The organism is Roseateles sp. P1_C6, from assembly GCF_056406315.1.
Genome location: NZ_JBFUAK010000001.1, coordinates 362,354 through 387,771 on the forward strand (window position 1 = coordinate 362,354; position 25,418 = coordinate 387,771).

General features: G+C 70.1%; 27 protein-coding genes and 1 other RNA gene. 8 read left to right on the forward strand and 20 right to left on the reverse strand.

The annotated features are described in order from the left end of the window. The first annotated feature begins 9 nt into the window (after positions 1–9). Positions 10–1,167 (forward strand): serine hydrolase domain-containing protein, encoded by a 1,158-nt coding sequence (locus tag AC1D29_RS01420; protein ID WP_477894022.1) that lies wholly within the window; start codon positions 10–12, stop codon positions 1,165–1,167. Positions 1,168–1,173: 6 nt separating this feature from the next. On the opposite strand, the gene AC1D29_RS01425 is transcribed toward AC1D29_RS01420, so the two are convergent. Continuing rightward, a complete protein-coding gene (locus AC1D29_RS01425) occupies positions 1,174–2,499 on the reverse strand; it encodes a hypothetical protein (RefSeq protein WP_477894024.1) in 1,326 nt (441 codons plus the stop codon). Further along, a complete protein-coding gene (locus tag AC1D29_RS01430) occupies positions 2,496–3,284 on the reverse strand; it encodes a phosphodiester glycosidase family protein (protein WP_477894026.1) in 789 nt (262 codons plus the stop codon). The genes AC1D29_RS01425 and AC1D29_RS01430 overlap by 4 nt, the downstream gene beginning before the upstream one ends. A 133-nt stretch (positions 3,285–3,417) precedes the next feature. Between AC1D29_RS01430 and AC1D29_RS01435 the strand changes: the two genes are divergently transcribed. After that, a complete protein-coding gene (locus tag AC1D29_RS01435) occupies positions 3,418–3,987 on the forward strand; it encodes a YceI family protein (protein ID WP_477894028.1) in 570 nt (189 codons plus the stop codon). Between the two features lie 56 nt (positions 3,988–4,043). On the opposite strand, the gene AC1D29_RS01440 is transcribed toward AC1D29_RS01435, so the two are convergent. From AC1D29_RS01440 to AC1D29_RS01460, 5 genes are all read right to left on the reverse strand, one after another. Beyond that, positions 4,044–6,236, reverse strand: a complete 2,193-nt coding sequence (locus AC1D29_RS01440; RefSeq protein WP_477894030.1) for a S46 family peptidase — start codon at positions 6,234–6,236, stop codon at positions 4,044–4,046. Positions 6,237–6,461: 225 nt separating this feature from the next. Next, positions 6,462–6,839, reverse strand: coding sequence for a hypothetical protein (locus AC1D29_RS01445; protein WP_477894032.1), 378 nt, complete (start codon positions 6,837–6,839; stop codon positions 6,462–6,464). Between the two features lie 114 nt (positions 6,840–6,953). Continuing rightward, entirely contained in the window at positions 6,954–7,763 is an 810-nt protein-coding gene (locus AC1D29_RS01450; RefSeq protein WP_477894034.1) for a cupin domain-containing protein, read from the reverse strand. Positions 7,764–7,773: 10 nt separating this feature from the next. Beyond that, positions 7,774–8,484 (reverse strand): sigma-70 family RNA polymerase sigma factor, encoded by a 711-nt coding sequence (locus AC1D29_RS01455; protein ID WP_477894036.1) that lies wholly within the window; start codon positions 8,482–8,484, stop codon positions 7,774–7,776. A 16-nt stretch (positions 8,485–8,500) separates the two neighbouring features. Further along, positions 8,501–8,626, reverse strand: a complete 126-nt coding sequence (locus tag AC1D29_RS01460) for a hypothetical protein (protein ID WP_477894038.1) — start codon at positions 8,624–8,626, stop codon at positions 8,501–8,503. A 94-nt stretch (positions 8,627–8,720) separates the two neighbouring features. On the opposite strand from AC1D29_RS01460, the gene AC1D29_RS01465 reads away from it, so the two are divergent. Further along, positions 8,721–9,221, forward strand: a complete 501-nt coding sequence (locus tag AC1D29_RS01465) for an SRPBCC family protein (RefSeq protein WP_477894040.1) — start codon at positions 8,721–8,723, stop codon at positions 9,219–9,221. Between the two features lie 6 nt (positions 9,222–9,227). Here AC1D29_RS01465 and dcd read toward each other — a convergent pair whose 3' ends face one another. The 5 genes from dcd to AC1D29_RS01490 form a co-directional block, all read right to left on the reverse strand. Next, complete coding sequence (gene dcd / locus AC1D29_RS01470) at positions 9,228–9,794, reverse strand: dCTP deaminase (RefSeq protein ID WP_119045551.1); 567 nt, start codon at positions 9,792–9,794, stop codon at positions 9,228–9,230. Positions 9,795–9,916: 122 nt separating this feature from the next. After that, a complete protein-coding gene (locus AC1D29_RS01475; RefSeq protein ID WP_477894042.1) occupies positions 9,917–11,488 on the reverse strand; it encodes an ABC transporter substrate-binding protein in 1,572 nt (523 codons plus the stop codon). Continuing rightward, on the reverse strand, positions 11,485–13,503 hold the full coding sequence (locus AC1D29_RS01480) for an amidohydrolase family protein (protein ID WP_477894044.1): 2,019 nt from the start codon (positions 13,501–13,503) through the stop codon (positions 11,485–11,487). Before AC1D29_RS01480 ends, AC1D29_RS01475 begins: the two co-directional genes overlap by 4 nt. A gap of 47 nt (positions 13,504–13,550) precedes the next feature. Beyond that, a complete protein-coding gene (rnhA, locus tag AC1D29_RS01485) occupies positions 13,551–14,033 on the reverse strand; it encodes a ribonuclease HI (RefSeq protein WP_477894046.1) in 483 nt (160 codons plus the stop codon). Further along, positions 14,030–14,734: a class I SAM-dependent methyltransferase gene (locus tag AC1D29_RS01490; RefSeq protein ID WP_477894048.1), complete on the reverse strand. Its 705-nt coding sequence runs from the start codon at positions 14,732–14,734 to the stop codon at positions 14,030–14,032. Before AC1D29_RS01490 ends, rnhA begins: the two co-directional genes overlap by 4 nt. A gap of 51 nt (positions 14,735–14,785) precedes the next feature. Between AC1D29_RS01490 and gloB the strand changes: the two genes are divergently transcribed. Both gloB and AC1D29_RS01500 read left to right on the forward strand, forming a co-directional pair. Further along, complete coding sequence (gloB, locus tag AC1D29_RS01495) at positions 14,786–15,571, forward strand: hydroxyacylglutathione hydrolase (protein ID WP_477894050.1); 786 nt, start codon at positions 14,786–14,788, stop codon at positions 15,569–15,571. Next, positions 15,568–17,169, forward strand: coding sequence for a transglycosylase SLT domain-containing protein (locus tag AC1D29_RS01500; protein ID WP_477894052.1), 1,602 nt, complete (start codon positions 15,568–15,570; stop codon positions 17,167–17,169). The genes gloB and AC1D29_RS01500 overlap by 4 nt, the downstream gene beginning before the upstream one ends. A gap of 4 nt (positions 17,170–17,173) precedes the next feature. Here AC1D29_RS01500 and AC1D29_RS01505 read toward each other — a convergent pair whose 3' ends face one another. From AC1D29_RS01505 to AC1D29_RS01525, 5 genes are read right to left on the reverse strand one after another with little or no spacing between them, the layout of a single operon-like run. After that, positions 17,174–17,566 carry an MAPEG family protein gene (locus tag AC1D29_RS01505; RefSeq protein WP_477894054.1) on the reverse strand — a complete coding sequence of 131 codons (393 nt, stop codon included), beginning with the start codon at positions 17,564–17,566 and terminating at the stop codon, positions 17,174–17,176. Between the two features lie 13 nt (positions 17,567–17,579). Continuing rightward, positions 17,580–18,161 (reverse strand): recombination mediator RecR, encoded by a 582-nt coding sequence (gene recR / locus AC1D29_RS01510; RefSeq protein WP_477894056.1) that lies wholly within the window; start codon positions 18,159–18,161, stop codon positions 17,580–17,582. After that, entirely contained in the window at positions 18,158–18,484 is a 327-nt protein-coding gene (locus AC1D29_RS01515; RefSeq protein WP_477894058.1) for a YbaB/EbfC family nucleoid-associated protein, read from the reverse strand. The genes recR and AC1D29_RS01515 overlap by 4 nt, the downstream gene beginning before the upstream one ends. A 14-nt stretch (positions 18,485–18,498) precedes the next feature. Further along, entirely contained in the window at positions 18,499–20,370 is a 1,872-nt protein-coding gene (dnaX, locus tag AC1D29_RS01520; RefSeq protein ID WP_477894060.1) for a DNA polymerase III subunit gamma/tau, read from the reverse strand. A 32-nt stretch (positions 20,371–20,402) separates the two neighbouring features. After that, positions 20,403–21,572, reverse strand: coding sequence for a hypothetical protein (locus AC1D29_RS01525; protein WP_477894062.1), 1,170 nt, complete (start codon positions 21,570–21,572; stop codon positions 20,403–20,405). A 65-nt stretch (positions 21,573–21,637) separates the two neighbouring features. Here AC1D29_RS01525 and AC1D29_RS01530 point away from each other — a divergent pair, with 65 nt between their 5' ends. From AC1D29_RS01530 to ffs, 3 genes are all read left to right on the forward strand, one after another. Next, a complete protein-coding gene (locus AC1D29_RS01530) occupies positions 21,638–22,750 on the forward strand; it encodes an AIR synthase related protein (protein WP_477894063.1) in 1,113 nt (370 codons plus the stop codon). 248 nt (positions 22,751–22,998) lie between these two features. Further along, positions 22,999–23,385: a SirB2 family protein gene (locus AC1D29_RS01535; protein WP_477894065.1), complete on the forward strand. Its 387-nt coding sequence runs from the start codon at positions 22,999–23,001 to the stop codon at positions 23,383–23,385. Between the two features lie 10 nt (positions 23,386–23,395). Beyond that, positions 23,396–23,493, forward strand: an RNA gene (gene ffs, locus AC1D29_RS01540) — signal recognition particle sRNA small type. 23 nt (positions 23,494–23,516) lie between these two features. Here the strand turns inward: ffs and AC1D29_RS01545 are convergent. The 3 genes from AC1D29_RS01545 to AC1D29_RS01555 are packed head-to-tail and all read right to left on the reverse strand — an operon-like array spanning position 23,517 to position 25,189. Continuing rightward, entirely contained in the window at positions 23,517–23,945 is a 429-nt protein-coding gene (locus AC1D29_RS01545) for a hypothetical protein (RefSeq protein WP_477894067.1), read from the reverse strand. Positions 23,946–23,982: 37 nt separating this feature from the next. Further along, positions 23,983–24,906, reverse strand: a complete 924-nt coding sequence (locus AC1D29_RS01550; protein WP_477894069.1) for an OmpA family protein — start codon at positions 24,904–24,906, stop codon at positions 23,983–23,985. Positions 24,907–24,922: 16 nt separating this feature from the next. Next, positions 24,923–25,189: a DUF4398 domain-containing protein gene (locus AC1D29_RS01555; RefSeq protein WP_477894071.1), complete on the reverse strand. Its 267-nt coding sequence runs from the start codon at positions 25,187–25,189 to the stop codon at positions 24,923–24,925. Positions 25,190–25,418: the final 229 nt, after the last annotated feature.

A 25,418-nucleotide genomic window follows, 5' to 3' on the forward strand; every position in this document is an offset into this window, starting at 1 on the left:
AGCCCCACCATGCGCCTGCCCCGATTCATCTGGCTGATGGCAGCCTTGCCGCTGTGGGCCGCAGCCGCTTCACCCACCCTCCCCGGCAGCGCCGCCATCGACGCCGAAGTCGCGCGCTTGATGGCCGCGACGCAAGCCCAGGGCATCGCCGTCGCCGTCATCGACGTGGGCCAGGTCGTGCATGTCGGCGCCTACGGCAAGCGCAACGCGGCCGGCGAGCCGCTGCGGACCGACACGGTCATGTACGGCGCCTCACTGACCAAGGCCGTGTTCGCTTACTGGGTCATGCAGCTGGTGGAAGACGGCAAGCTCGACCTGGACCGGCCATTGGCGGGCTACCTGGACCGGCCGCTGCCGGAGTACTCCGGCTTGTTGACGTCCTACTCCTGGCGGCACCTGGCGGGCGACAACCGCTGGCGACGGCTGACCACGCGCATGCTGCTGACGCACAGCAGCGGCTTTGCCAACTTCGCTTTCCTGGAACCCGACCGCCGCCTGCGCATGCACTTCGACCCCGGCACGCGCTACGCCTACTCGGGCGAGGGCCTGCTGCTGCTGCAGTTCGTGCTGGAGCGTGGCCTGGGGCTGGATGTGGGCGAGGCGATACAGCGCCGCATCTTCGACCGCCTGGGCATGGAGCGCACGGCCATGATGTGGCGCGCCGACTTCCGCCCCAACCTGGCCGATGGCTGGACGGCCGAGGGCCAGGTGGAGCCGCACGACGAGCGCAGCAAGGTGCGCGTGGCGGGGTCCATGGACACGACCGTCGCCGACATGGCCCGCATGGCCGCCGGCTACATCAACGGCGTGGGCCTGTCGGCCGAAGGCGCTGCCGCGCTGACGGCGCCGCAGCTGCCGATCACGACGGCTTCACAGTTCCCGACGCTGCAGGCCGAACTGCCGCCGGACAAGCGCCGCCCCGACCTCGCCGCGGGCCTCGGCGTCGTCGTTTTCAACGGACCCCAGGGCCCGGGCTTCTTCAAGGGCGGGCACAACGACAGCACCGGCAACACCTGGGTCTGCGTGAAGGCGAACAAGCGCTGCGTCGTCATCCTCGCCAACGACGTGCGCGCCGAGCGTGCCTTCCCGCGGCTGGTCGAGTTCATCCTGGGCGAGACGGGCGTGCCGTGGCGATGGGAGTACGGGGCACTGACCTTTGTGGACTGAGGCGACTCAACGACCGGCCGCCGCCACCAACACCTGCGCCTCGGCCGGCCTGACCGGTCCTTCGCCCGCCAGCTCCACGACGACGAGATAGCCCGCCAGGTCACTGCGCGCACCCGCGGCGGCATAGGTCTGCGCCAGCGTCAGCTGCCGGCTGGCGAGCAGCCGGCCGGTGGCCGGGTCCCAGTCCTCGTTGGAAATCATGCAGCCCTGCTGCGGCGTGCCGGGGTAATAGCTCGTGCCGGCGTAGTAGGCCGGGTTGATCGTCGTGCCGTGGACCAGCAACTCATCGCGGCCCGCGCGGCCGGCGAGCCAGGCTTCCTTGATGGGCGACCAGGCGCGCCAGCTGTCGGGCAGGAAGCTGTCGTAGACGGCCGCGCTCCATGCGGCGGTGTCGACCATCTCGACATGCTCGAACTCGGCCACGGGCGCCTCGATGGGCAGCTTGCTGTGCAGGTAGGGCGTGGGGCCGATGTTGGGGTTGGTGGCCGTGCCGGCGCCGACGATGCTGAAAACGCCCTGCGGCGTGTTGCCGTTGGTGATGGTGCCCGGCAGGCCGCTGCGCGCCAGTGCGAGCTGCGGTGACGTGAACAGCTGGCCGGCCGCGTCGCGCACGAAGCGGCCGTCGGCGGCACGCACCAGGGCCAGCCCCATCTGCTGGCGGCCGGGGCGCTGCAGGCTGACGATGACCGGGAAGCCCGCGCGCAGTGGCGCGGCCAGCAGGTCGGCCAGCGGTGGCTGGGCCGCGGCGGCGGGTTGCAGGCGCTGCATCAGCGCGGTCAGCCGCGGGTCGTCGGCCCAGCCGGGGAACTGCGAAGGCACCAGGCCCAGCAGCCGCGGCCCCGCGCCGGGGTCCGCCTGCAGCAGCGCATAGGCCGCGATGGCGAATGGCTTGCTGGCCGTCAGCTGTGGCAACAGCGGCCACAGCAGCGGCGCGGACTCAGCCGGGTACAGCGTGTGGGCCGCGGTCAGCAGCGCGCGCTGGGTGTCGGCGTCGCGCTGGCCCAGTTCGGGCAAGGCCTGCAGCAGCAACGGCCGCGCGGCGTCGATCTCGGCGTTGTACTGGGCCACCAGGTCGAACAGCCTGGGCAGCGCCGCGTCGCGCTCGGGGCCGGCAGCCAAGGCGATGCGGGCGCGGATGTCGGCGAGCGCGGCCTCACGCTGCGTGCGCTCGCCGTCGGTGGACATGGCCGGCCACACGAAGGCAGCCGGCTGCAGCGCCAGCAGTTCGGCGGCGTCATAGCGCTTTTCAGCGGGCTTGTGGCTCGGCAGCGGTGCGCAGGCCGCGAGCAGCAGCGCAAGGCCCAGCGGCGGGAGCAGGTGGCGAAGGCTCATGGGGTCAGCAGGTGCAAGGCGTTGGCCACGCGGCGCAGCGCGGGCTCGTTGAAGGGGCGCGGCAGGCGCGACTCGCCGGCGATCAGCAGCGTGGACGAGCCGCCGCCGTCCAGGTTGAAGGCCTGCTGGGCGCCCAGTTCGCGCATCAGCGCGGCGGTCTGCGCCAGCGTCAGGCCCTTGACGTCGCCGCGGCGGCCGGCAGCCAGCAGCACGATGAGCTGGCGGCCCGACGCGTCCAGGCCCACCGCCGTGCGCGGGTGGGTCTGGGCGCACAGGTAGGCGCAGCTCGCGTCGTCGTCGGCCGTGCGTGCGTGGCCGTCGCGCACCAGCCAGGGTGTGCCGCTGACGGCCAGCATCCAGTCAGGCTGGGGTGCAGCCGGCGCGTCGAAGACGATGGTGCAGCGCGCGGCGCAGGCGAGCAGCGGGTCCCTGGCCGCCGCGGGGGCCTTCAGCAAGTCGGGCCAGGGCTGGCCGTTGGACACGGTCAGCCCGCGCGGGCGGAACTCGCGGTCGAAGAAAGAGGCGTTGACGCTGGCCAGTGCGCCACGGCTGCTGGGCATCTGGTCCAGCGGCTGGCCAGCGTCGGCGGGCGGCGACAAGGTCACGCGCAGTTTCGACAGGTCCACGCGCAGCGCCTGCACGTCGCTGTCGGGCAGCGGCGCCCAGGCGCGGTAGGCCAGGCCCGGCGCCAGCGGCTGCCAGCGGTCGGGCGGCGGCGGAGCGATGCTCGCGCAGCCGGCCAGGGCCAGCAGCAGGGGTGCCAGGATCACGTAGAGGCGGTGCATGCCGACGATGCTAACGGGCCGTCACATTGAGCCGGGCCACCGCGGGCGATCATCGGGTTTGTCGAAAACCGCCGGCGTCGATCGTCGTCTGATTGGCGACCCTGCCGCCCCCCTTCACCACCAAGGACATCCGATGAAAGCCCTGACCCTGCTGGCCTGCGCCCTGTTCGTCTGTGCCGCCACCGCCGCGCCGGTGACCTACGAGATCGACCCCACCCACACCTACCCGAGCTTCGAGGCCGACCACATGGGCTTGTCGGTGTGGCGCGGCAAGCTCAACAAGAGCGCCGGCACCGTCGTCTACGACAAGGCCAACGGCAGTGGCAGTGTGGACGTGACGATGGACCTGGCCAGCATCGACTTCGGGCTGGACGCGATGAGCGCCTGGGCGCGCGGCAAGGACTTCTTCGACGTGGCGAAGAACCCGACGGCCGCCTTCAAGGGCCGCTTCGACGGCGCGACCGGCGGTGTGCCGGCGCGGCTGGTGGGCGAGCTGACGCTGAACGGCAAGACCCGGCCGGTGACGCTGGCCATCCACCAGCTCAAATGCATCCCGCACCCGCTGCACAAGCGTGAGCTGTGCGGCGCGGACGCGTCGGGCAGCTTCAACCGCGAGGAGTTCGGCCTCGCGGCGGGCAAGGACTGGGGCTTCAAGATGGATGTGAACCTGCGCATCCAGGTGGAAGCCGTCGCCAAGGAGTGACCCGCCCATGAAAAACCGGCCCCTCGGGGCCGGCTTTGCTTTGGTAACGGCGAGCGTTACTTGACACCCATCTCGTCGAGCAGACGGGTCGTCTTGTCGACCGTGCTCATCTGCCACAGCATGTAGCGCGAGTCCATGCTGATGCTGCGGACCATCTTGGGGTTGAAGTCCCAATCGGAGATGACCGCGTCCAGCGTGCCGTCGAACAGCAGGCCCACCAGCTCGGCCTTCTTGTTCAGCACCGGCGAACCGGAGTTGCCGCCAGTCGTGTCCAGCGTGGACAGGAAGTTCACGGGCACCGAGTCCAGCGACTTGACGTAGTACTTGCCGAAGTTGCGCGCCTTGATGGCAGCCAGCTGTTCGGCCGGCGCGTTGAATTCGCCGCCGGCTTCGTCCGGGCCCTTGTGCTTGGCGACGATGCCGCGCACGGTCGTGAAGGGCGTCCAGTTGCTGCCGTCGCTGCCGGGGTTGCGGCCCTGCACCTTGCCGAAGCTGATGCGCAGCGTGCTGTTGGCGTCGGGGTAGACGGCCTCGCCACGGCTGGCGTGGTAGTCGATCAGCGCCTGCTGCGTGCCCGCGTAGGCCTTCTGCAGCTTGCCGGCGAGTTCCTTGTCGCGGTTCTCCAGTCGGCGGTCGTCGTCGTACAGCGCCACGGCGGCCTTGATGAAGGCGTCGTCGCTGGCCTTGAAGGCGGCCACGTCCTTGTCCAGCCAGCCCATGCGGGAGGCGGTGTCGGACAGCTTGCTGCCGGCGTAGACCTTGTCCAGCTGGGCGCGGATGCCGGCTTCGTCCTGGCCGGCCTTCAGGCCGAACACGTCGACCCAGGCGGGGTTCAGCGTGTTTGCCGGCTGGGCGAGGTATTGGGCCAGGAAGTGGGCGGCCAGGCGCTTGTCGGTGGGCTCGTCGTAGCGGCGGTCCAGCGTCTGCTGGGCGGCCTTCAGGCGCGGCAGGTCGCGGTCCTGGTAACCGGACTTGCGCTCGGCGTCGGGCTTGGCACGCTCCTGCGCCACCTGGTAGAGCTGGCGCGCGGCGGTCAGCAGCGACGGCGTCATGAAGTTGCCCAGGTACTCGGCGCGCTGGATGGCCTGACGCTCGGCCAGCAGGCTCTCGGTGGCGGCCACGTCGGCGCCGTAACGGGCCTTGCGCTTCGCGTCGGCATTGACCCAGGCCTTGAGCTTGTCGAAGTCGGCCTGCTTGCGCGCCAGGATGTCGCTGCCCTCAAAGCTCTGCTGCTGGCCTTGCAGGTTCTTGAAGTAGTTCTGCAGGCCTTGCATCTTCGCGGCCATGCGGATCTCGCCATCGCGGCGGCCGGCGGTCTCGGCCTTGATGATGTCGATGGATTCGCCCATCGCCTTGACCTGCGCCGGCTGCTGCCAGCCGAAGGCGAAGTCGACCTCGGTGGGCAGGCGGTGGCGGTTGGTGCGGCCCGGGTAGCCGGCCACCATGACGAAGTCGCCGTCGTTCAGCGGGCTGGTCTCGGGCGCGGCCAACTTCAGGTGGTGCTTGGGCGCGTAGGGCTTGTTGTCCTTGCTGAACTCGGCCGGCTTGCCGTCCGGGCCCACGTAGGCGCGGTAGAAGCTGTAGTCGCCGGTGTGGCGCGGCCAGACCCAGTTGTCGGCGTCGCCGCCGAACAGGCCCACGCCGGTGGCGGGCGCGTGCACCAGGCGCACGTCGCGGATCTCCAGCTGCTTGATGAGCTGGTACTGCAGGCCGCCGAAGAAGGGGTAGACGTTGCAGCGGTGGCCGGTGTCGGCCTCGCAGGCGGCGACCAGGCTCTTCTCGGTCTTCTCGATGGCGTCCGTGCGGGCCTTGCCGTTCAACGCCAGCGTGCTCGCGTTCAGCACATCGGCCGTCACGTCCTTCATGTCGACCGTGACGAGGATGCGGCTGCCGGGCGCGGCGGGCAGTTCATCGGCCAGCGTCGTCGCGTAGAAGCCGTTCTTCAGCAGGTCGCGGTCGGGCTTGGAGTTGTACTGGATGCTGCCGTAGGCGCAGTGGTGGTTGGTGACCGCCAGGCCCTGCGACGACACGAAGCTGGCCGTGCAGCCGCCCAGGGACACGACGGCGCCCATCGGGAAGGCGGTCAGGTCGTTGAGCTTGGCCGGGTCCAGCGCCAGGCCACCGGCCTTCAGCGGCTTGGCGATCTGCGGCAGTTGCTTGGGCATCCACATGCCTTCGTCGGCATGGGCAGCTGTGGCCAGCGCGGCCATCGAGGCGATGGCCAGCAGCGAGAGGGAGTGACGTGTCATGAAAGCGGGTCGGCAAAAGGCGAAACCGCGAGCGTAACTCGCCACCCGTCATCCTTCGGGGTGCGAAAAGGCAGGGATCAGTCTCGGGAAAGCCCCAGCTTTAGCGGGCCGAGCGCCGGGCCGCTCCCAAGCCGGACCGCCTTGGGCGATGTGCTTGCGGCTCGATGCCGCAAGCGTCGCCGTCCCCTCGGGGGACCGGCCAAGGTACTCCTTGGACGAGGGGCTTCAGTGCGTCAGACCTATCCACTCGCCCGACGCCTGGTAGGCCTCGAACAGCTCCAGCGCCAGCTCGCGCAGGCCCGCGTGGTCGCTGCCATGGCCGTCCGCCAGGCGCTCATAGGCGTAATGGCGGTCGTAGAGCATGCGGGTCGGATTGATGGCCAGGCCGGCGTCGTTCATCAGCTGGCCGAAACGCAGCAGGTCGCCCGTGGCGACCCGGCCGGTCGTGGCGCCGGACACCGTCAACCCCAGCGCGCGGATGTCGCCCAGATGCACGCCCGGCGCGATCTTCAGCCCGGTGTCGCGCTGCCAGGCATGGCCCGGGTCGCCCAGGCCGCGGGGCTCGTCGGTGGGAACGGGGATCAGGTGCAGCGGGATCAGCATGGCGGGCCTCGACGGAAGGTGTCGTGTTGGCCGCCATGGTGCCGGTCCCTCGGCAAAGCGAAGGCCGGATAAAGCCCGAAATGACCGGCCTAACCGGCGCTGATGCCGCTCAAGTCAGCAGAACTGCAGGTCCAGGTCGCCGTGGGCGTACAGGATGACGCCGGTGTCGGTCTCGGTGATGCGGTGGCCCGTGCCGGCAGGCGCCAGCTGGTAGTCGCCCTGCTGCAGCAGCACGTCGTCCAGGAACAGCTCACCCTGCACCATCAGGCATTCCTCGTCGTGGCCGTGGCTGTGGTTGGGCACGCTGGCGCCAGGGTCGGCGCGGTACAGCAGCGCGGCCTGGCCGCCGCCCGTCCACAGCACGCGGCGGCGGATGCCGGGCGCGAACTCCGGCCAGCCGGCCTCGACGTCCCGCACCAGCGTGCGCTTGACGTCGTCGCCGTCGGCCTCGCGCACGAAGACATGCGCGCCATCGGCGCTGCTCAGCACCGGCGCGCTGCCGGCCGGCAGCAGCAGGAAGTCGCGCAGCTCCAGCAGGTCGGCGTCGACCTGGGCGCCGCCGCGCAGTACGAGGAACTCACGCGGCCCGCCCGCGGGCAGCGTCAGCCGGGCTCCGGCCTGCAGCTCGATGACGCTGGCGGCACGCGGTTCGCCGGCGCGCAGCGTGCGCTGCTGCGGCGCGCGGTAGAGCCAGCGTTGCTGCACGCCGTCGGCCAGCGGCTCGGCCTCGGCTTTGCGGCGGCGCACGGTGACCATGCCTTGCTCGGCCAGCAGCGATTGCGTCAGCCGCGCGCTCAGGCGTTCGCCCAGGCGGCCGGGCAGGCCTGCGGGTGCGGGCGCGGTCCAGGCGCGGGCAAAGGGTTCGCTGAGCAGCGGGCTCATGTCTTGTTCTTCGGATTCAGGCGTGGTGGGCAGCATGTTCATGGTGTTGCCCTCATGCCGGCAGCGCGTGGGCGCCGGTGTCACCCAGCGCGTCGCGCAATGTGATCAGCGCGCGGCGGATCTGCGATTTGACCGTGCCCAGCGGCAGGCTGGTCTGGCTGGCGATCTCCTCGTGCGACAGGCCGTTGAAGAAGGCCAGCGCGACGAGCTGGCGCGGCTGCGGCTTGAGCAGCAGCAAGGCGCGGTGCAGCTCGGCATGGCCCTGGGCCACGGCCAGCAGTTCGTCGCCCGACTCGGCCGCCGGGGCGCTGGCTGGCGCGGCCTCCTCGTCCAGCGCCTCGTGCTGGAAGCGCGACTCGCGGCGGATCGCGTCGATGGCGCGCGAACGCGCCATGCCCAGCAGCCAGGTCAGCGGCCGGCCCCGCTCGGGGTCGAAGCGCGGCGCCTGGCGCCAGACCTGGAAATAGACCTCCTCGGCCACTTCCTCGGCGAGCTGGCTGCGCCGCACCAGGCGCAGCACCAGGCCGTAGACGCGAGACAGCGTCGCCTGGTAGAGCGCCAGCAGTGCGCGCTCGTCGTGGTCGACGATGCCGCCTATCCAGGCCTGCAGCTGAGCGTCGTCCAGCGGCAGGCAGCCGGGCTTGACGGCTGCCGCCTCGGCACAGGCCGGCTCGGCTTCGATGTCGTGCAGGTCGACGTCGTCGAACAACAGCGCATGGGCGGGCGGCTCATCGCCAGCCTCGGTCGAACGCGGGAGGGTCATGGTGGCGTCTCCTGGGTTAGACGATGCCGGCGCGCAGCCGGCAGGGAACGACCTTGAGCCCATCGCTCAAAATGCCGCCCTGGGCCAGCAGACGCCGGTACATCGCGCAGGACGGGGCGGGGGTGGCGGAGGGCGAGGTCATAAATACGGGTACGCAGCAGACTTGTTTCCGGATGCAGCGTACTCCTTCGCAGACCCTAGCATCTACCCTGCCCGGCCGGTCGTATCTCTGTCACATGCCCCAGATCGCCTATTTCGACCTCGTCAGCCACTGGCGCCTGGATGCGCCGGTCGAGCGCGTCTGGGGCGCCATCACCGAAACCGAGCACTGGCCCCGCTGGTGGCCGGGCGTCGTGGGCGTGCGCAAGCTGCGCAGCGGCGACGGCACCGGCGTGGGTCTGCTGCAGGAGATCACCTTCCGCACCGGCCTGGGCTACCGGCTGCATCTGCAGCTGGAAGTCACCGAGGTGCTCAAGGAGGAGCGCCTGCGCGCCAAAGCGGCCGGCACGCTGGCGGGCGAAGGCATCTGGCTGATGAAGCAGGCCGCGCCGGGGGTGGGCGGGCACACCGACGTGACCTTCGTCTGGCGCGTCACGCTGCCGCCGGGCATCCTGCGGCGCCTGGTGCCGCTGCTGGGACCGCTGTTCCGCTGGAACCACAAGCGCGTCATGCGGGCCGGACGGCTCGGGCTGACCGGTTACCTGGCGCGGGGTGGCGGCGCGCCGCGGCCGCCCTGAGGACGCCTACGCCTTGGGCAGCGTCACGCCCACCTGCCCCTGGTACTTGCCGCCGCGGTCCTTGTAGCTGACCTCGCAGACCTCGTCGCTCTCGAAGAACAGCACCTGCGCGCAGCCCTCGCCCGCGTAGATCTTGGCCGGCAGCGGCGTGGTGTTGCTGAACTCCAGCGTCACATAGCCTTCCCACTCGGGCTCGAATGGCGTCACGTTGACGATGATGCCGCAGCGGGCATAGGTGCTCTTGCCCAGGCACACGGTCAGCACGTTGCGCGGGATGCGGAAGTACTCCATGGTCCGGGCCAGCGCAAAGCTGTTGGGCGGGATGATGCAGACGTCCTTGTTGACGTCGACAAAGCTGTTCTCGTCGAAGTTCTTCGGGTCCACCACGGTGCTGTGGATGTTGGTGAAGACCTTGAACTCGGGCGCGCAGCGGATGTCATAGCCATAGCTGCTGGTGCCGTAGCTGACGATCTTGCGGCCGTCCTGCTCGCGCACCTGGCCGGGCTCGAAGGGCTCGATCATGCCGTGCTGCTCGCACATGCGGCGGATCCATTTGTCGCTCTTGATACTCATTCGGTCCTCTCAAACTTTCAAATATCCGTACTGCCTTCCCAAGCGGACGCCGTGGACCCGGCTCTGCCGGGCCACCAGCGGTGCCCCCTTGAGGGGGCCGGCGAAGCCGGTAGGGGGTGGTCTCATTTCGTCACGCCATCGAAATACATGCCGCCGTCCAGGTCCAGCACAAAGCCCTTGACCGCCGCGCGCTCGGGCACGGCGAGGCGGCCGTAGGCGATGGGTGTCCAGGGCAGCTGCTCCATGGCGATGCGCTGCGCCTTGGCGTAGATCAGCTTGCGGTCGTCCTGCTTCAAGGCCTGGCGGGCTTCGGCCAGCAGCTTGTCGTAGGCCGGGTTGCACCAGAAAGTGCCGCTGTTGGACCCGCAGGCCAGCTGGCCGGCCGTGTTGGCAGGCTCGGGGTCGCCGTTCCAGCCCGACAGCGCTGCGTCATGCTCGCCGGCGTCGATGCGGCGCAAATACTCGCCCCACTCGTACGTGACGATGCGCGCCGTCACGCCGACCTTGGCCCAGTCGGACTGGATCATCTGCGCCATGCGCTGGCCGTTGGGGTTGTAGGCGCGCACGACGGGCATGGCCCACAGCGTGATGTTCAGCGGCAGCACGCCGGCCTTCTGCAGCAGTGCCCTGGCTTTGGCCGGGTCGTAGGGTGCGGGCTTGAGCGTCGCGTCGTGCGCCCAGTTGGCGGCCGGGATGGGGCTGCTGGCCAGCGTGCCGGCGTCGCCGTAGACGGTGCGGATGATGGCGGCCTTGTCGATGGCCATGTCCAGCGCCTGGCGCACCTCCAGCTTGGCCGTCGCCGGGTGCTTGGTGTTGTAGGCCAGGATGCCCACGTTCATGCCGGGCGCCGTGGCGAGCTTGATGGCCGGGTCCTTCTTCAACTCGTCCAGCTCGGCGGGGCCCACGGGCGCGGCAATGTCGCACTCGTCGCGCTTCAGGCGCTGGGCGCGTACGCTGGCGTCGGTGGTGATGGCGAAGACCAGCTGGTCCGCCCGCGGGCGCTCGTCCTTGCGCCACCAGGTCGGGTGCTTCACGTAGCGGATGACGCTGTCCTGCCGAAAGCTCTTGAACTGGAAGGGGCCCGTGCCGACCGGGACCTGCGCGATGCGCTGCGGCGTGCCGGCCTTCAGCAGCTGGGCGCCCAGCTCGGCCGACTGGATCATCGTGAACGCAAAGCTCAGCGCCGACAGGAAGGACGCATCCCGCTCGGCGAGCGTGATGCGCAGCTGATGGTCGCCGAGCTTCTCGACCGTGCGTATCAGCTTCTCCCAGCCGAACGACACGACATAGGGCGACACGCTGGGCGCTGCCCTGGCAAAGGCGCTGTCGCGGCTGAGCAGGCGGCCGAAGGTGAAGAGCACGTCGTCGGCATTGAACTCGCGCGTGGGCTTGAAGCCCTCGGCGGTATGCCAGGTCACGCCGCGGCGCAGCTCGAAGGTATAGGCCAACCCGTCTGGGCTGACGCTCCAGCTCGTCGCCAGGCCGGGAATGATCTCGTCCGTGCCGCGCCGGGTTTCGACCAGCGTGCTGAAGATGGGCAGATGGGCGACATGGTCGATGCCGCTGTCGGTCATCGCCGGGTCGAAGGTCTTGGGGCTGCCGGCGGCGCAGAAGCGCAGCGTGGTGTCGGCCTTCACCATCCCATGCCCCGCCAGCATCGGCAAAGCCAGCAGCAGCGCCGCAAGACGCCTCACTTCGTGATCTCCGCGGCGGGCACGAAGGGCAGGATGCCCATGGCCTGGTAGAGCGCGGCCGGAGACAGCGCCTTGTCGCCTTGCACGACCAGCGCCACGCGGCGGATCGCGCGGATGTCGGCCACCGGGTCACCGTCCACCAGCAGCAGGTCGGCGCGTTTGCCGCGCTCGATGCTGCCGATCTCGGTCAGGCGGTCGCTGTACTTGGCACCGTTCCAGCTGGCGATCTTCAGCGCCTGCGCGGCCGGGATGCCGGCCTGCACATACAGCTCCAGCTCGCGCTGCAGTGCAAAGCCCGGCGTCGCGTCGGTGCCGGACACCAGCGGGATGCCCGCCGCGTGCATGCGCCGCAGCAGGTCGGTCATGACCTTCCAGCTCGCGCTCCAGCGCTTGGCCTTGCTGTCGTCCATGTCGACCTCGGCCGACAGCAGGCCGCGCTGCACGACGGCCGGCAGGTTGGCCGCCACCATCGCGTAGCTGGGGTTGGGCTGGCCCTGGCGCTGCGTGTACTGCGCCTCGAAGGCGGTCATGGTCGCGTCGACGACGGTGCCGCGCTTCTTCAGCAGCGCGATGAAGTCCTGCGTGCGGCGGTCGTTGAGCTTGAGGTCAGCCGCCTTGTCGCCCACCAGGTTGAAGCGCAGCAGCGTGCGCGTGTCGTCGGTCTTGCTGACGAGGAAGTTCAACGTGACCTGGTTGATGTGGTGCAGCTCGTCATAACCCGCCTCGACGGCCTCGCGCGCCGTCATGAAGGCCGGCACATGGCCGCCGGTGCGCAGGCCCAGGGACCGCGCGTGGGCCACCATGGGCTTGACCCACTCCGGCCGGATGGAGTTGTAGAGCTTGAGCTGGCGGTAGCCATGCGCGGCATACCAGTCGATGGCGGCCAACGCGTCGGGCAGGTTGTCGGGCACGAAGTCGGCCTGCGACGAAAACGGGCTCTTGCCCTCGATGAAGCCGTTGGCCGAGATGCGCGGGCCCAGCACGTCGCCGCGCTCGATGCGGCCGCGCAGCTCGGCCAGGTCGGCGTTGTTGTTGCCGACATCGCGCACCGCCGTCACGCCCGCGGCCAGGTTCAGCAGCAGATCGCCGGGGCCGATGTGGGCGTGCATGTCGACGAAGCCCGGCAGCAGCGTGCGGCCCTTGCCGCTGATGCGCTGGGCCGGCGCGGCGTTCTTCAGGCTGCCGGGCTTGGCGATGGCCGCGATGCGGCCGTCGAGCAGGTAGACGTCAGACGGGCCCCGCAGCTGGGCCGCCTGCGCGTCGAACCAGCGCACGCCTTCGATGACGGTCAGCCCCGGCAGCGGCTGCGGCAGCTCCCTGGCCAGGCGCTGCAGGTGCGCCAGCTGGGCGGCCTTCTGGGCGTCGGCGAGGCGGTCCAGCTCGCCCTCCAGGCCCTGCGGCAGCGTGCCACCCCAGCCCGGGTAGACCTGGGCGAACAGCGCGCGGTTGTCCTCGCGCAGCCACAGGTAGCTGGGCTCCAGGTCCAGGCCGGTGATGGCGTACAGGCCGATTTCGAACGGCTGGCCGGGCAGGCTCAGCTTCTGCACGCGCTCGATGGACAGGCGCCCCACCGGCAGCGCCTCGGTGCGCTGGCCGCTGCGAGCCAGCAGGCTTTGCGCCAGCCGCGCGGCCCAGGCCGGGCTGGCCTGCACGGGCAGGTAGACCACCTCGCGGCCCACGCCGGCGCGCTCGCCGCTGTCCACCGGCGAACGCCACACCGCCTTGCCGTCGGCCTTGCGCTCGAAGCGCTCGTCGATGCGCGCGCCATAGGTGGACTGGCCCTCGGTGCGGTAAGCCATCCAGGCGCCGTCGGGTGCGAACTCCAGCACCTCCTTCTGGTCCGGGCCGCGGCCGTTGTTGCGGTAGCTGTAGTCCACTTCCAGCCGGCCGGCGGTCTCGCTGACCTTCAGGTGGCCGCAGGGCGTCTTCACGCACACCACGGTGAAGTTCTGGGTCTGGGCTTGCGCCGCGCCGGCCATCAGCAGCGCGGCGAGCAAGGTGGGCAACAGCTTCATCGGCAATCTCCCTGGGGGTCTTCTGTGGGGCTCAGCTGGCGCGGACTTTACTGACTGACTCTGCCCAGTGAAGCCACGCCCTTGTTCGCCAGCATGTCCGCGCGCTCGTTGCCGGGGTCGCCGGCATGGCCCTTGACCCAGCGCCATTCCACCGCGTGCAGCTTGCGCAGCGAGTCCAGGCGCTGCCACAGGTCGGCGTTCTTCACGGGCTTGCCGTCGGCCGTCTTCCAGCCGCGGCGCTGCCAGTTGATGATCCATTCGGTGATGCCCTTGCGCACGTACTCGCTGTCCAGGTAGACGACGACGTCGCAGCTGCGCTTCAGGGACGCGAGCGCCTCGATGGGCGCCGTCAGCTCCATGCGGTTGTTGGTGGTCTCGCGCTCGCCGCCGAACAGTTCCTTGTCGTGGCCGCCGCTGGACAGCCAGGCACCCCAGCCGCCGGGGCCCGGGTTGCCCTTGCAGGCGCCGTCGGTGTAGATCGTGACCTGCGGGCGCTTGATGGCCAGCGCAGGCTTCGCTGTTTCAGTCATTCTTTGTTCTGATGGTTGTTCAACGCGACCGCCGGTGCCGTCTTGGCGGCGGTGCGCGAGTTCTTGGCCAGGCCGATCATGCGCATGCCGTGCACGCGCTTGATCGCCTGGATGAAATAAGCCGCCCCCAGCACCGGCCACCAACGCGAGCCGACGGCGTCCAGCCACTGCCAGCGCTGCAGCCAGGCCTCGGTGCGCAGTGGCGGCCGGTAGATGCCGAAGCGCGCCGCCTCGACGTCGAAGGACAGCAGCTTGAGCCAGTCGCGCAGCCGCCAGTAGCCGATGAACTCGCCATCACGCGGCAGATAGGGCTCGCCGCGGGACTTCAGACGGCCCAGGTTCTGGCGCAGCCCCCAGGCGCTGGCAGGGTTCAGCCCGAAGATGATGAGCCGGCCCTCGGGCCGCAGCACCCGTTCCACCTCGCGCAGCAGCACGTGGGCATCGCAGGCCAGCTCCAGCGCGTGCGGCAGCAGCACCAGGTCCAGGCTGGCGCTGTCGAACGGCAGCGCGTCGAACTCGCAGCGCAGGTCGCGCCCGACCAGCCAGCGGTGCGGCATGCGGTTGGTCTGCAGACCGTCCAGTTCGGGCATGCCCAGCTGCAGCGCATGAAAGCCGAACAGGTCGGCCACCGCGGCATCGACCTGCGCCTGCTCCCACGCCAGCAGGTGGCGGCCGGGCGGGGTCTGCAGCCAGGCTGCCAAATCTATAATCGGCGCTTTATCTGTCATGGGTTGGCGCCATTGACGCTCACGTTGACGCTCACGCCTCTCCCCGCTTTCGACGACAACTACCTCTGGCTGCTGGACAACGGCCGCGAGGCCCTGGTCGTCGATCCCGGTGACGCCGCGCCGGTGGCTGCGGCGCTCGATGCTCGGGGGCTGACGCTCGCAGGCATTCTATTGACCCATCACCACGCCGATCACGTCGGCGGCGTCGACGCGCTGCGCCCGCGGCTGCAAGGTCCCATCTACGGCCCCGTCAACGAGCGCATGCCCGAGCCCGTGCAGCGCCTGCACGGCGGCGACACCGTCGAGCTGCTGGGCCTGCGCTTTGCCGTGCTGGACGTGCCCGGCCACACCGCCGGCCACATCGCCTACTTCGCGGCCCATGTCCCGGGCGCCGACCCGCTGCTGTTCTGCGGCGACACGATGTTCAGCGGCGGCTGCGGGCGGCTGTTCGAAGGCACGCCGGCGCAGATGCATGCGTCGCTGCAGTCGCTGGCCGCGCTGCCGCCCGAGACGCGCGTCTGCTGCGCCCACGAGTACACGCTGTCCAACCTGCGCTTCGCGCGCGAGGTGGACCCCGCCAACACCGCCCTGGCCGACTACAACGCCTGGTGCGAGGCCGAGCGCGCCGCCGGCCGGCCGACGCTGCCGGCGCGCATCGGCACCGAGATTCGCATCAACCCCTTCTTGCGCTGCACCGAACCCGCGCTGCGCGACGCCGCCCGGCGCCACGCTCCCATCAAACTCCCGACCGCGCCCAGCCCGGTCGACGTCTTCGCCACGCTGCGCGAATGGAAGAACGGATTCCGATGACGCTGATTCACCGCCTCTCCCCCGTCGTGATGGCCTTGCTGCTCGCGGCCTGCGCCACCACCACCCCGCCCGCGGAGGTCGCTGACCCCGCCACCCCACCCTCCCCGCCCGCCGCCCTCGCTGCCGCCAGTGCCTCCTCCGAGGCCCCCGTGGCCGCGGCACCCGTGCGCGCCATGGCCGCCGAGTTGCTGGAAGACAACCTGCGCCCCGGCGAGAAGATCGACCTCGACTCGCCCGACGCCAGCGCCGACCTTTGGGCCCGCGTGCGCGGTGGTTTCCAGCTGCAGGACCTGGACGACGACTGGGTGCGCAAGGCCGAGGCCTGGTACAGCGCCCGGCCCGACTACGTCGAGCGCATGACCACCCGCGGCAGCCGCTATCTGTTCCACATCGTCGACGAGGTCGAGAAGCGCGGCATGCCCACGGAGCTGGCTTTGCTGCCCTTCATCGAGAGCGCCTTCGTCACGCATGCCGTGTCCACGGCCAAGGCCACCGGCATGTGGCAATTCATGCCCGCCACGGGCCGCGACTTCGACCTGAAGCAGAACATCTTCCGCGACGACCGCCGCGACGTGCTGGCGTCCACGCGCGCCGCGCTCGACTACCTGGGCCGCCTGCACAAGCAGTTCGGCGACTGGCATCTGGCGCTCGCCGCTTACAACTGGGGCCAGGGCAACGTGCAGAAGGCCATCGCCCGCAACCAGAAGCTGGGGCTGCCGACCGACTACGCCAGCCTGAAGGTGCCCGACGAGACGCGCTATTACGTGCCCAAGCTGCAGGCCGTGAAGAACATCGTCTTCGCGCCCGACCGCTATGCGCTGGCGCTGCCGAAGGTGGCCAACCACCCCTACTTCCTGAGCGTGAAGATCGAGCGCGACATCGACGTCGCGCTGGCCGCCGAGCTGGCCGGCATCTCGCTGGAGACCTTCCAGCAGTTCAACCCGCAGATGAACAAGCCGGTCATCCTGGCCGCCGCCACGCCGCAGGTGCTGCTGCCCTATGACCAGGCCAGCGCCTTCGCCGAGAACATGGCGCGCCACAGCGGCGCGATGGCCACCTGGACGGCCTGGGTCGTGCCCAAGACCATGAGCCCCGCCGATGCGGCCAAGCGCGCCGGCATGTCGGAGACGCTGCTGCGCGAGGTCAACCGCATCCCGCCCAAGATGCTGGTCAAGGCCGGCTCCACGCTGCTGGTGCCGCGCGGCGAGCATGTGCGCGACGACGTCTCCGAGCGCCTGGCCGACACGGCCGCGCTCAACCTGGCCCCTGACGCGCCGCCGCTGCGCCGCGTGTCGCTGAAAGCCGGCAAGGGCGATACCGTCGCCAGCATCGCCGCACGCTACAAGCTGCGCACGGAACAGGTGGCGCAGTGGAACAAGGTCGGCAACGCGACGCGCTTCAAGCCGGGCCAGGCGGTGGTGGTCTACACCGCCTTCCAGCCGGCGCCGGCCAAGGCCACGACCGTCGCAGCCCGCACGCCCGCCAAAGCCAAGGCCAGCGTGCGCGCAGCCGCCAAGCCGGCGGCCGGTGCGCGCCCGGTCGCCAAGGCACGCGGTGGCAAGGGTGGCCGCAACGTCGTCGCGTCCGCGGCGCCCTGAGGTTTCAGCGCACGAAGAACAGCGCCACGCAGGCCGCCAGGCCGGCGGCCCACACCAGCGACCGCAGCGTGGCCTTGTCGGCGACGTACAAGCCGATGAAGACCAGCCGCGCCGCGATGAAGCCCAGCGCCAGCGCGTCGACCGTGCCTTGCGCGGCCTGGTGTTGATGGGCGACTAAAAGGCCGGCGATGAAGACCGGCAACGCCTCCCAGCCATTGGCCTGCGCCGCCTGCGCGCGCGCCTGCCAGCCGTCCAGCCGGGCCAGCCATTCACGCGGCTGGTGGTTGTCGAACCCGCCGTCGCGGCGGCGCTTGCCAAAGCCCTTGGACTTGGCCAGCCCCGCGCAGGCGATGGGCAGCACGCAGGCCACCAGGAGGCAGAGTTGAGCGATCGTCATCGGTGGGTGTCCTTCAGCGCCTGTCGCTGAGCGCGTGGGCGATGGTGCCCAGGTCGACGTATTCGAGTTCGCTGCCGACCGGCACGCCGCGCGCCAGGCGCGTCGCCTTCAGCCCGCGCGCGCGCAGCGCTTCGCTCAGCACATGGGCCGTGGCCTCGCCCTCGGCCGTGAAGCTGGTGGCGAGGATGACCTCCTCCACGCCCGCTTCGCTCGCCCGCGCCAGCAGTTCGGCCGCGCCGATCTCGCGCGTGCCGACGCCGTCCAGCGGGCTCAGCCGCCCCAGCAGCACGAAGTAGTAGCCGCGGTAGGAGGCGGTGCGCTCCAGCGCCGCCTGGTCGGCCGGCGTCTCGACGACGCACAGCAGCTTGGCGTCGCGCTCCACGTCCGCGCAGACGCCGCAGATCGGCGTCTCGCTGAAGGTGTGGCAGCGCTCGCAATGCTTGATGCGCTCAGCGGCGGACGTCAGCGCATCGGCCAGCCGGGGCATGGCCAGGCGGTCGTGCTGCAGCAGGTGGTAGGCCATGCGCTGGGCCGATTTCTGGCCCACGCCCGGCAGGCGCTTGAGCGCCTCGATCAGCGCATCAAGTGCCGTCAAAACGGGAACTTCATGCCCGGGGGCATGGGCATGCCGGCCGTCAGCTTGCCCATCTTCTCGCTGCTGGTCGCCTCGGCGCGGCGGGCCGCATCGTTGAAGGCGGCAGCGACGAGGTCTTCCAGCATGTCCTTGTCATCGGCCAGCAGGCTGGGGTCGATGGTGACGCGACGGACCTCGTTCTTGCAGGTCATCACCACCTTCACGAGACCGGCGCCGCTCTGGCCCTCGACCTCGATGTTGGCGAGCTCTTCCTGCGCCTTCTTCAGGTTGTCCTGCATCGCCTGGGCTTGCTTCATCAAGCCGGCGAGTTGGCCTTTCATCATGATCGTGTCCTTGTCTACGGAGTGGGGGTCAGCGGCTGCACGGAACCCGGCAGGATGCGCGCTGAAGGGAATTGGGACAGCAGTGTGCGCGTCATCGGATGCTGGGTGGCCAGATCCTCGGCGGCGCGCTGCTGGGCCTCGGCACGGGCGACCGTGCGCAAGACGATGGAGTCTTCGGCGACGCCAGCCTCGATGTCGAGTTTGGCGTCCAGCGCGGCTTCGAGCTTGGCCACCAGGGCCGATGCGCGCAGCGATTCGCGCTCGACACGCAGCCGCCAGACCTCGCGGCCGTCGACGGTCGCGCAGCCCAGCGCCTGCGCCTGGCGGGCCAGTTCGCCCGTCATGCCGACCAGGTTGAGCGCCGCGATGCGCTCGGCCCATTGCGCGCCTTCGGGCGTCTCGCGCAGTTCGGCGCGGCGCGGCGCCTCGGGCTCACGGGCGGCGGCAGCCACCGACGCGGGGGCATCGTCCGCGTCCATCCACGGCGGTGGCGCGTCGTCGGGCGGTGGGCCGTCCAGATCCACGGCTTCGTCTTCGCCCGCAGCCACGGGTTCGACGGGTCGTGGGCGCAGGCGGTCGCTGAAGCTGGCCGCCGGTTCAGCGGCCCTGGGCGCCACGGCCACGGGCTTGGGCGCGGCCACCGGCGCTGCGGCGACGGGTGCTGCCACCGGGGCGACCACGACGAGCGCAGGCGCGATCACCTTGGGCAGCGGCACGGCCACGACCGCTTTGGCCACCGCCGGCGGGCGCACCAGCGCCGCCGCCTTGACGGGCTTGGGCTGCGTGCCCGCAGGCCGGAAGGCCAGCATGCGCAGCAGCACCATCAGCAGGCCCGCGTACTCGTCCGGCGCCAGATGCAGCTCGGCGCGGCCGTGCAAGGCCATGCTGTACATCAGCTGGATCTCGTCGGCCGGCAGCAGCGCGGCCAGGCGCTTGATCTCGGCGGTCTCCGGGTCGGCATCGTCCAGCGCCGTGGGCGCGGCCTGGGCCAGCGCCATCTGCTGCAGCAGCGTGGCCAGGTCCTCCAGCGTGCCGGCGGCCGACAGGCCCGCGCCGCGCAGCGCATCGGCCTGGGCGACGACGGCGTCGCCGCTCGCCGCCGCCAGCGCATCGACGATGGCCGTGATGTGGCCGCGGTCCACGCTGCCCAGCATCTGGCGCACGCCTGCTTCGCTCAGGCTGCCGGCACCGAAGGCAATGGCCTGGTCGGTCAGCGACAGCGCGTCGCGCATGGAGCCGCGCGCCGCGCGCGACAGCAGCCGCAGCGCGCCGCCTTCGGCCGGCACGTTCTCGGCGCCCAGCACGTTGCCCAGGTGCATCTGCACATCGGCCGCGGCCATGGGGCGCAGGTTGAACTGCAGGCAGCGCGACAGCACGGTGACGGGCACCTTCTGCGGGTCGGTCGTCGCCAGCACGAACTTCAGGTAGTCCGGCGGCTCCTCCAGCGTCTTCAGCATCGCGTTGAACGCGGTGTTGGACAGCATGTGCACTTCGTCGATCATGTAGACCTTGAAGCGCCCGACGACCGGCTTGTAGACCGCCTGGTCCAGCAACTGCGAGATCTCCTCGACGCCGCGGTTGGAGGCGGCGTCCAGCTCCACGTAGTCGACGAAGCGGCCCGAATCGATGTCCCGGCAGGCCGGGCACACGCCGCACGGCTGGGCCGTGATGCCGCCCGTGCCGTCCGGCCCGGTGCAGTTCAGGCTCTTGGCGAGGATGCGCGACACCGTCGTCTTGCCGACGCCGCGCGTGCCGGTGAACAGGTAGGCGTGGTGCAGGCGCCCCTGCGTCAACGCATTGGCGAGGGCTTGCACGACATGTTCCTGRCCGACGAGCTGCTCGAAACTCTGCGGACGGTATTTGCGGGCCAGGACCTGATAACTCATGGACCGGATTCTAGGGAGGGTGGTGAGGTCCCTCAGCCAAGCGTCACCGATTCGATGAGCTCATGCGCGGCCAGCCGCGTCGATTCGCCGCCGCGCAGCACCAGCACCTCGTTGCCGTTGCTGTAGGCGACACCGCCGTCGGGCGCCAGGTCGAAGCTGGCGACATGGCCGGCCAGCACCTCCCAGTCGCCCTGCCCGCGCCGGCGCACCAGCTCCCAGGACCCCGGCACCAGCTTGCCCGCGTACCTGGGGTCGTCGCGCATGTGGCGCAGCTCGATCAGCCGCCCTTGCAGCCAGATGCGGCCCAGGTCCTGATCCAGTTCCGGCGTGCGCGGGCCGCCGGCCGAGCGCAGCGGCTCCTTGCCATAGATCATCGAGAACACGTTCAGGAAGCCGAACACGGCCTTCAGGATGCGGACGGGGAACAGCAGCGTGTCCAGCAGCGCACCGCCGGCCCGTTCGCCGGCCGGCTTCTCGACCGGCCGGCGGATCGCGTACAGGTTGCCGCCGGCATCCATGCGCGGCGCGACGAAATCGAAGCGGGCGTCATCCGCCAGCACGGTCATCTGGCCGCTGCGGTAGTCCAGCCGGCACAGCGTCGCGTAGGCCACGGCCGCCACATAGCCGTGCTCTGGATGACGGGCCACGCCGCTGCTCTGGAACAGCACGGCCGAATCCGCGCCGGGCACGACCGACGGCGAAGCGTCCACGCTGTCACCGCCGGTGACCGCACCCTTCAGGTTGCCGTCCTCGTCATAGACCTCGATCTGCGCCGTGCCGTCCGGGGCGCCCACCGACAGGATCAGATGCCGCTGCTGCGGCTGGTAGGCCAGCCCGCGAATGTCGATCTTGGCCTTGTGGAACAGCCGCACCTCGCGCTGCTCCTGCACATGCAGGCGGAACAGGCCCACCGCCTCGCCGACGCGCAACACGTAGTACAGCGTCTGCGGGTCCGGCCCGAAGCAGGCATGCAGGAAGCGCGGCGGCGCCGTGATGCCGCCGGCCTGGCTGCCCCACAGCGAATGGCTGGGGATGACGCCGGTCTGCTGCTCGCGCGGCGCGTGCTTCCAGGCGGCGCTGCGGCGGCTGCGCTCGTCGCGCTCGATGACCTCGCGCGCGAACGGCGACGTGATGGACTGTGGCGCGGCGCCACCGTCGCCGTGGAGCCAGAGCTCCCCCTTCGCAATGATCAGGCTGGGCATGTGGTTCTCTCCCTTCGGTACGCGGCGGATGGTAGCGACGCCGAAGGCCAACCGATAATTGGCGGATGACCAGCACCGCAGCTCCCCTCACCTACGACCAGGCCGGCGTCAACTACGACCTGATCGACCCGCTCAAGATCACCGCGCAGCGCGCCGCCGCCGCCACCGGCGCCCACCTGGGCGCGCACGGCTTCACCGAGGTCGCGGCCTCGCGCGGCGAGTCGGCCTACGTCGTCGACGTGGGGCCCTTCTACCTGGCCTCCATCGTCGAATGCCTGGGCACCAAGACGCTGGTGGCCGACGAGATGGCCAAGCTGACGGGCAATAGCTTTTTTGCCGGCATCGCGCAGGACACCATCGCGATGGCCATCAACGACCTGATCACCGTGGGCGCGACGCCGCTGGTCGTGCAGGCCTACTGGGCTGCCGGCGGCAGCAACTGGTTCAGCGACGCGCAACGCGCCCAGGCGCTGGTGGCCGGCTGGAAGGCGGCCTGCGACACCTGCCAGGTCGCCTGGGGCGGCGGCGAGACACCGGCACTGGCCGGCATCGTCGAAGAAGGCCGCATCGACCTGGCCGCCTCGTGCACCGGCCTCATCAACCCCAAGGAGCGGCTGTCGGTCGGCGACAAGCTGGGCGACGGCGACGCCATCGTGCTGCTGGCCTCCAGCGGCATCCATGCCAATGGCCTGAGCCTGGCGCGCAAGCTGGCCGAGCGCCTGCCCAACGGCTATCTGACCGAGATCGAACCGGGCCTGAGCTATGGCGAAGCATTGCTGGCGCCTACCGCGCTGTATTCGCCTGTGACGGAAGCGCTGTGGAAGGCCGGCATCGCGCCGCACTACTGCGCCAACATCACCGGCCACGGCTGGCGCAAGCTGCTGCGCCACCCCAGCCAACTGACCTACCGCATCCACACCGTGCCGCCCAAGACGGCGGTGTTGGAATTCATCCAGAAACAAGCCGGTCAGGACGACCGCGAGGCGTACTCGACGCTGAACATGGGCGCGGGCTTCGCGATCTTCGTCAAGGCGGCGGACGCCGAGCGCACCGCGCAGGTCGCGCGCGACTGTGGCATCGGCGCCTGGGTGGCCGGCACCGTCGAGGCTGGCGAGAAGCAGCTGCTGATCGAGCCGCTGAACATCCGCTTCAGCGAAGACGACCTGGCCCTGCGCTGAAAAATGAGCCCGTCAAGCGCGTCGGCAACTGGGCGTGATGCCCTGCGGGCCGGGCGCCGGGCCGCTACCAAGGCGGACCGCCTTGGCGACGTGCATGCCGGTCAATCCGGCATGCAGCGTCGTCCCCTCGGGGGCTTCGGCCGGACACATGGCGCCCATTGGGCGGCATGTGCCTGCCCAAGAGCTGCGGCGCGAGCGGCAGCACGGCCTCCAAGGCCGACCAAGGTATTCCTTGGACGAGGGGCGCCATGACGTGGTTCTACACACAGATGGTCCAGTGGCACGTGCTGCTGGCCTGGTGCAGCGTGGCCTTGTTCTTCACGCGCGGCCTGATGTTCCAGTTCGGCACGCCGCGGCTGCAGGAGATCGCCAAGGACGCACGGTTGCTGGTGCTGGTCTTCGGCGTCAATGCCTGCCTCGTCATGACGGGGCTGAGCCTGTGGGGCTCCATCGGCTACCACCCCATCCGCGACAGCTGGCTGGGCATCAAGCTGGTGGCGCTGGTGGGCTACATGATCTGTGGCCACTGGGCGATGAGCCAGGCGCGCCTGCACCTGCTGGGTTACATGGCCGCGCTGGCGCTGCTGGCGCTGGCCATGGACTTGTCCATCAACCGGCAGTTCCTACCCGGTTAGAATCTCGCTCGACGGGCCTCCCCGCATGGAAGCGCGCCCAACCGGGTCAGGTGGGGAACCAAGCAGCCCTAAGCGTTGCAACCAGTGCCGGGGGTAAGGCTCGTCACCCTCCCCCTTCTTCTCTGCTTCGGTCAGCCCGGTGTCTTCGGGATGTCGACCGAACGCACGGTCAGCGACTTCAGCTGGCCGCCGGCAGCGACGCTGCCCTCCACCGTCCCCTCACGCACACGGCGCTCGCACAGCTCGCGGTCCTCGCTGGGCTGGGCCTGGCAGCGCTTGAGCGCGTTCAGTGCCCACTGGTCGGGTGCGTCGCTCGGCGAAATCAGCTTGCCCTGGCGCGCCTGGGCGTAGGCCGCGCCGGCCTCGCGCAGGCAGACGTCACGCGGCTGGTTGGTCTGGCCGGTCATGCAGGCGGCCCTCTCGCGCTCGTACTGCAGGCGCAGCGGGTCGGCGTTGCGGGCCGCAGGGGCCGCCAGCGCCGTGGCGCTCAGCGCCATCATCAAGGCTGCGGCCGCCCAGGCGGTCACCTGGGAACATCGTCGAATCTGTCGGGTGGTCATCGCAATCTCCTTTGCTGAGTGCTGACTTCGGCGCGGCTCAGCCGCGCGCGCGGACCGGCTGGTTGTCGTTCGAGATGTAGACCTCGACGCGACGGTTCATCGCGCGGTCGGACGTGCTCGAGTTGCTGGCCACCGGGTACTGCTCGCCATAGCCGCGCGTGGCGACGCGGGCCGGGTCGACGCCCTGGGCGCGCAGCGCCTCGGCGACGGCCTGTGAGCGGCGCTGCGACAGCGTCAGGTTGGTCGAATCGCTGCCGGTGCTGTCGGTGAAGCCCTCGATCAGCACGCGGCGGTCCGGGTGTTGGTTGAGGTAGCTGGCCAGCTTGCTGATCGACGCCTGCGCAGCGGGACGGATCTCGGCGCGGCCGGTTTCGAACAACACATCGCCTAGCGTCACCAGCATGCCGCGGTCCGTCTGCTTGGCCTGCAGGTCGGCCAGTTCCCGGGCCAGGGTGGCGGCCTGGGCCTGTGCCTGGGCGGCATCGGCCTGGGCATTGGCGGCCTGTTGACGGGCGACGTTGGCGTCAGCGGTGGCGTTCGCCGCAGCGACCTGTGCGTTGGCGGCCTGGTTCTGGGCCACGTTGGCACGGCGCGCGTTGGCATCGGCACGGGCGCGCTCACGGTCGGCTTCGGCGGCCTTGATGGCCTCTTCCTCGGTCGCTGCCTTGGCCAGGGCCATCGCGGTGCGAGCCTGGGTGGAGGCAACGTAGGCGGCGGAGTCGATGTCGGCCGGCGACTCGCGCTTGGCGCTCAGTTCCTCGGCGCGCTTGAGCGAGTCGGCGGCCTTCTTGACGTCCAGCGAGGCGTACTTCAGCACGCCAGGGTCCGCTTCGGCGGCGCGCACGTTGGCGCGTGCCTGCTGCAGCTGGGGCGTGACGGTAGGCGCGCTGGCGCAGCCCGCAAACAGGGCGCAGGCGGCGGCCAGGGCGGTGAGGGAGGATGCAAATCGGGTCGTGTTCATGGTGTTGTCCTTTCGATCAGGAGCGGTTGAGCTGCGCCTGCAATTGCTGAATGCTTTCGCGCACCTCGGCCAGCGCGCGGCTGGAGCGGGCGGTGCGCGCCGTCGCCTGGGCGAGGGCCGCATCGGCGGCCGCCTCGTCGGCGAGCTGGCGGGCCTGCACATAGTCCTTGCGGGCCATGGCGGCGTTGGCGCGGGTCAGCTTGTCTCGTGCGGTGGAAAGCTCGGCAGGTGCCTCGGCAGCGTTGCCGGTGGCCTGATCGACGGAGGAGTTGGCGACCGCCATCTGCTCCTTGGGCTCGGGGGCTGAGGCACATGCGGCCAATGCGAGGGCGGCACAGGCCACGAGAACTGCCCGGCCATTCCTTGTTATCGATTGCGGATTCATCAGGGACTCCTGGTTGTTGTTTGACCGGACGGGGCGTTGACCACCGAGCGGGCTCAGTGCAGGCTGCCAGACCAGTATTCGCCAACGCGCACGCCAGACCAGTCGGCGGGCCGGTGCGTGTGTGGTC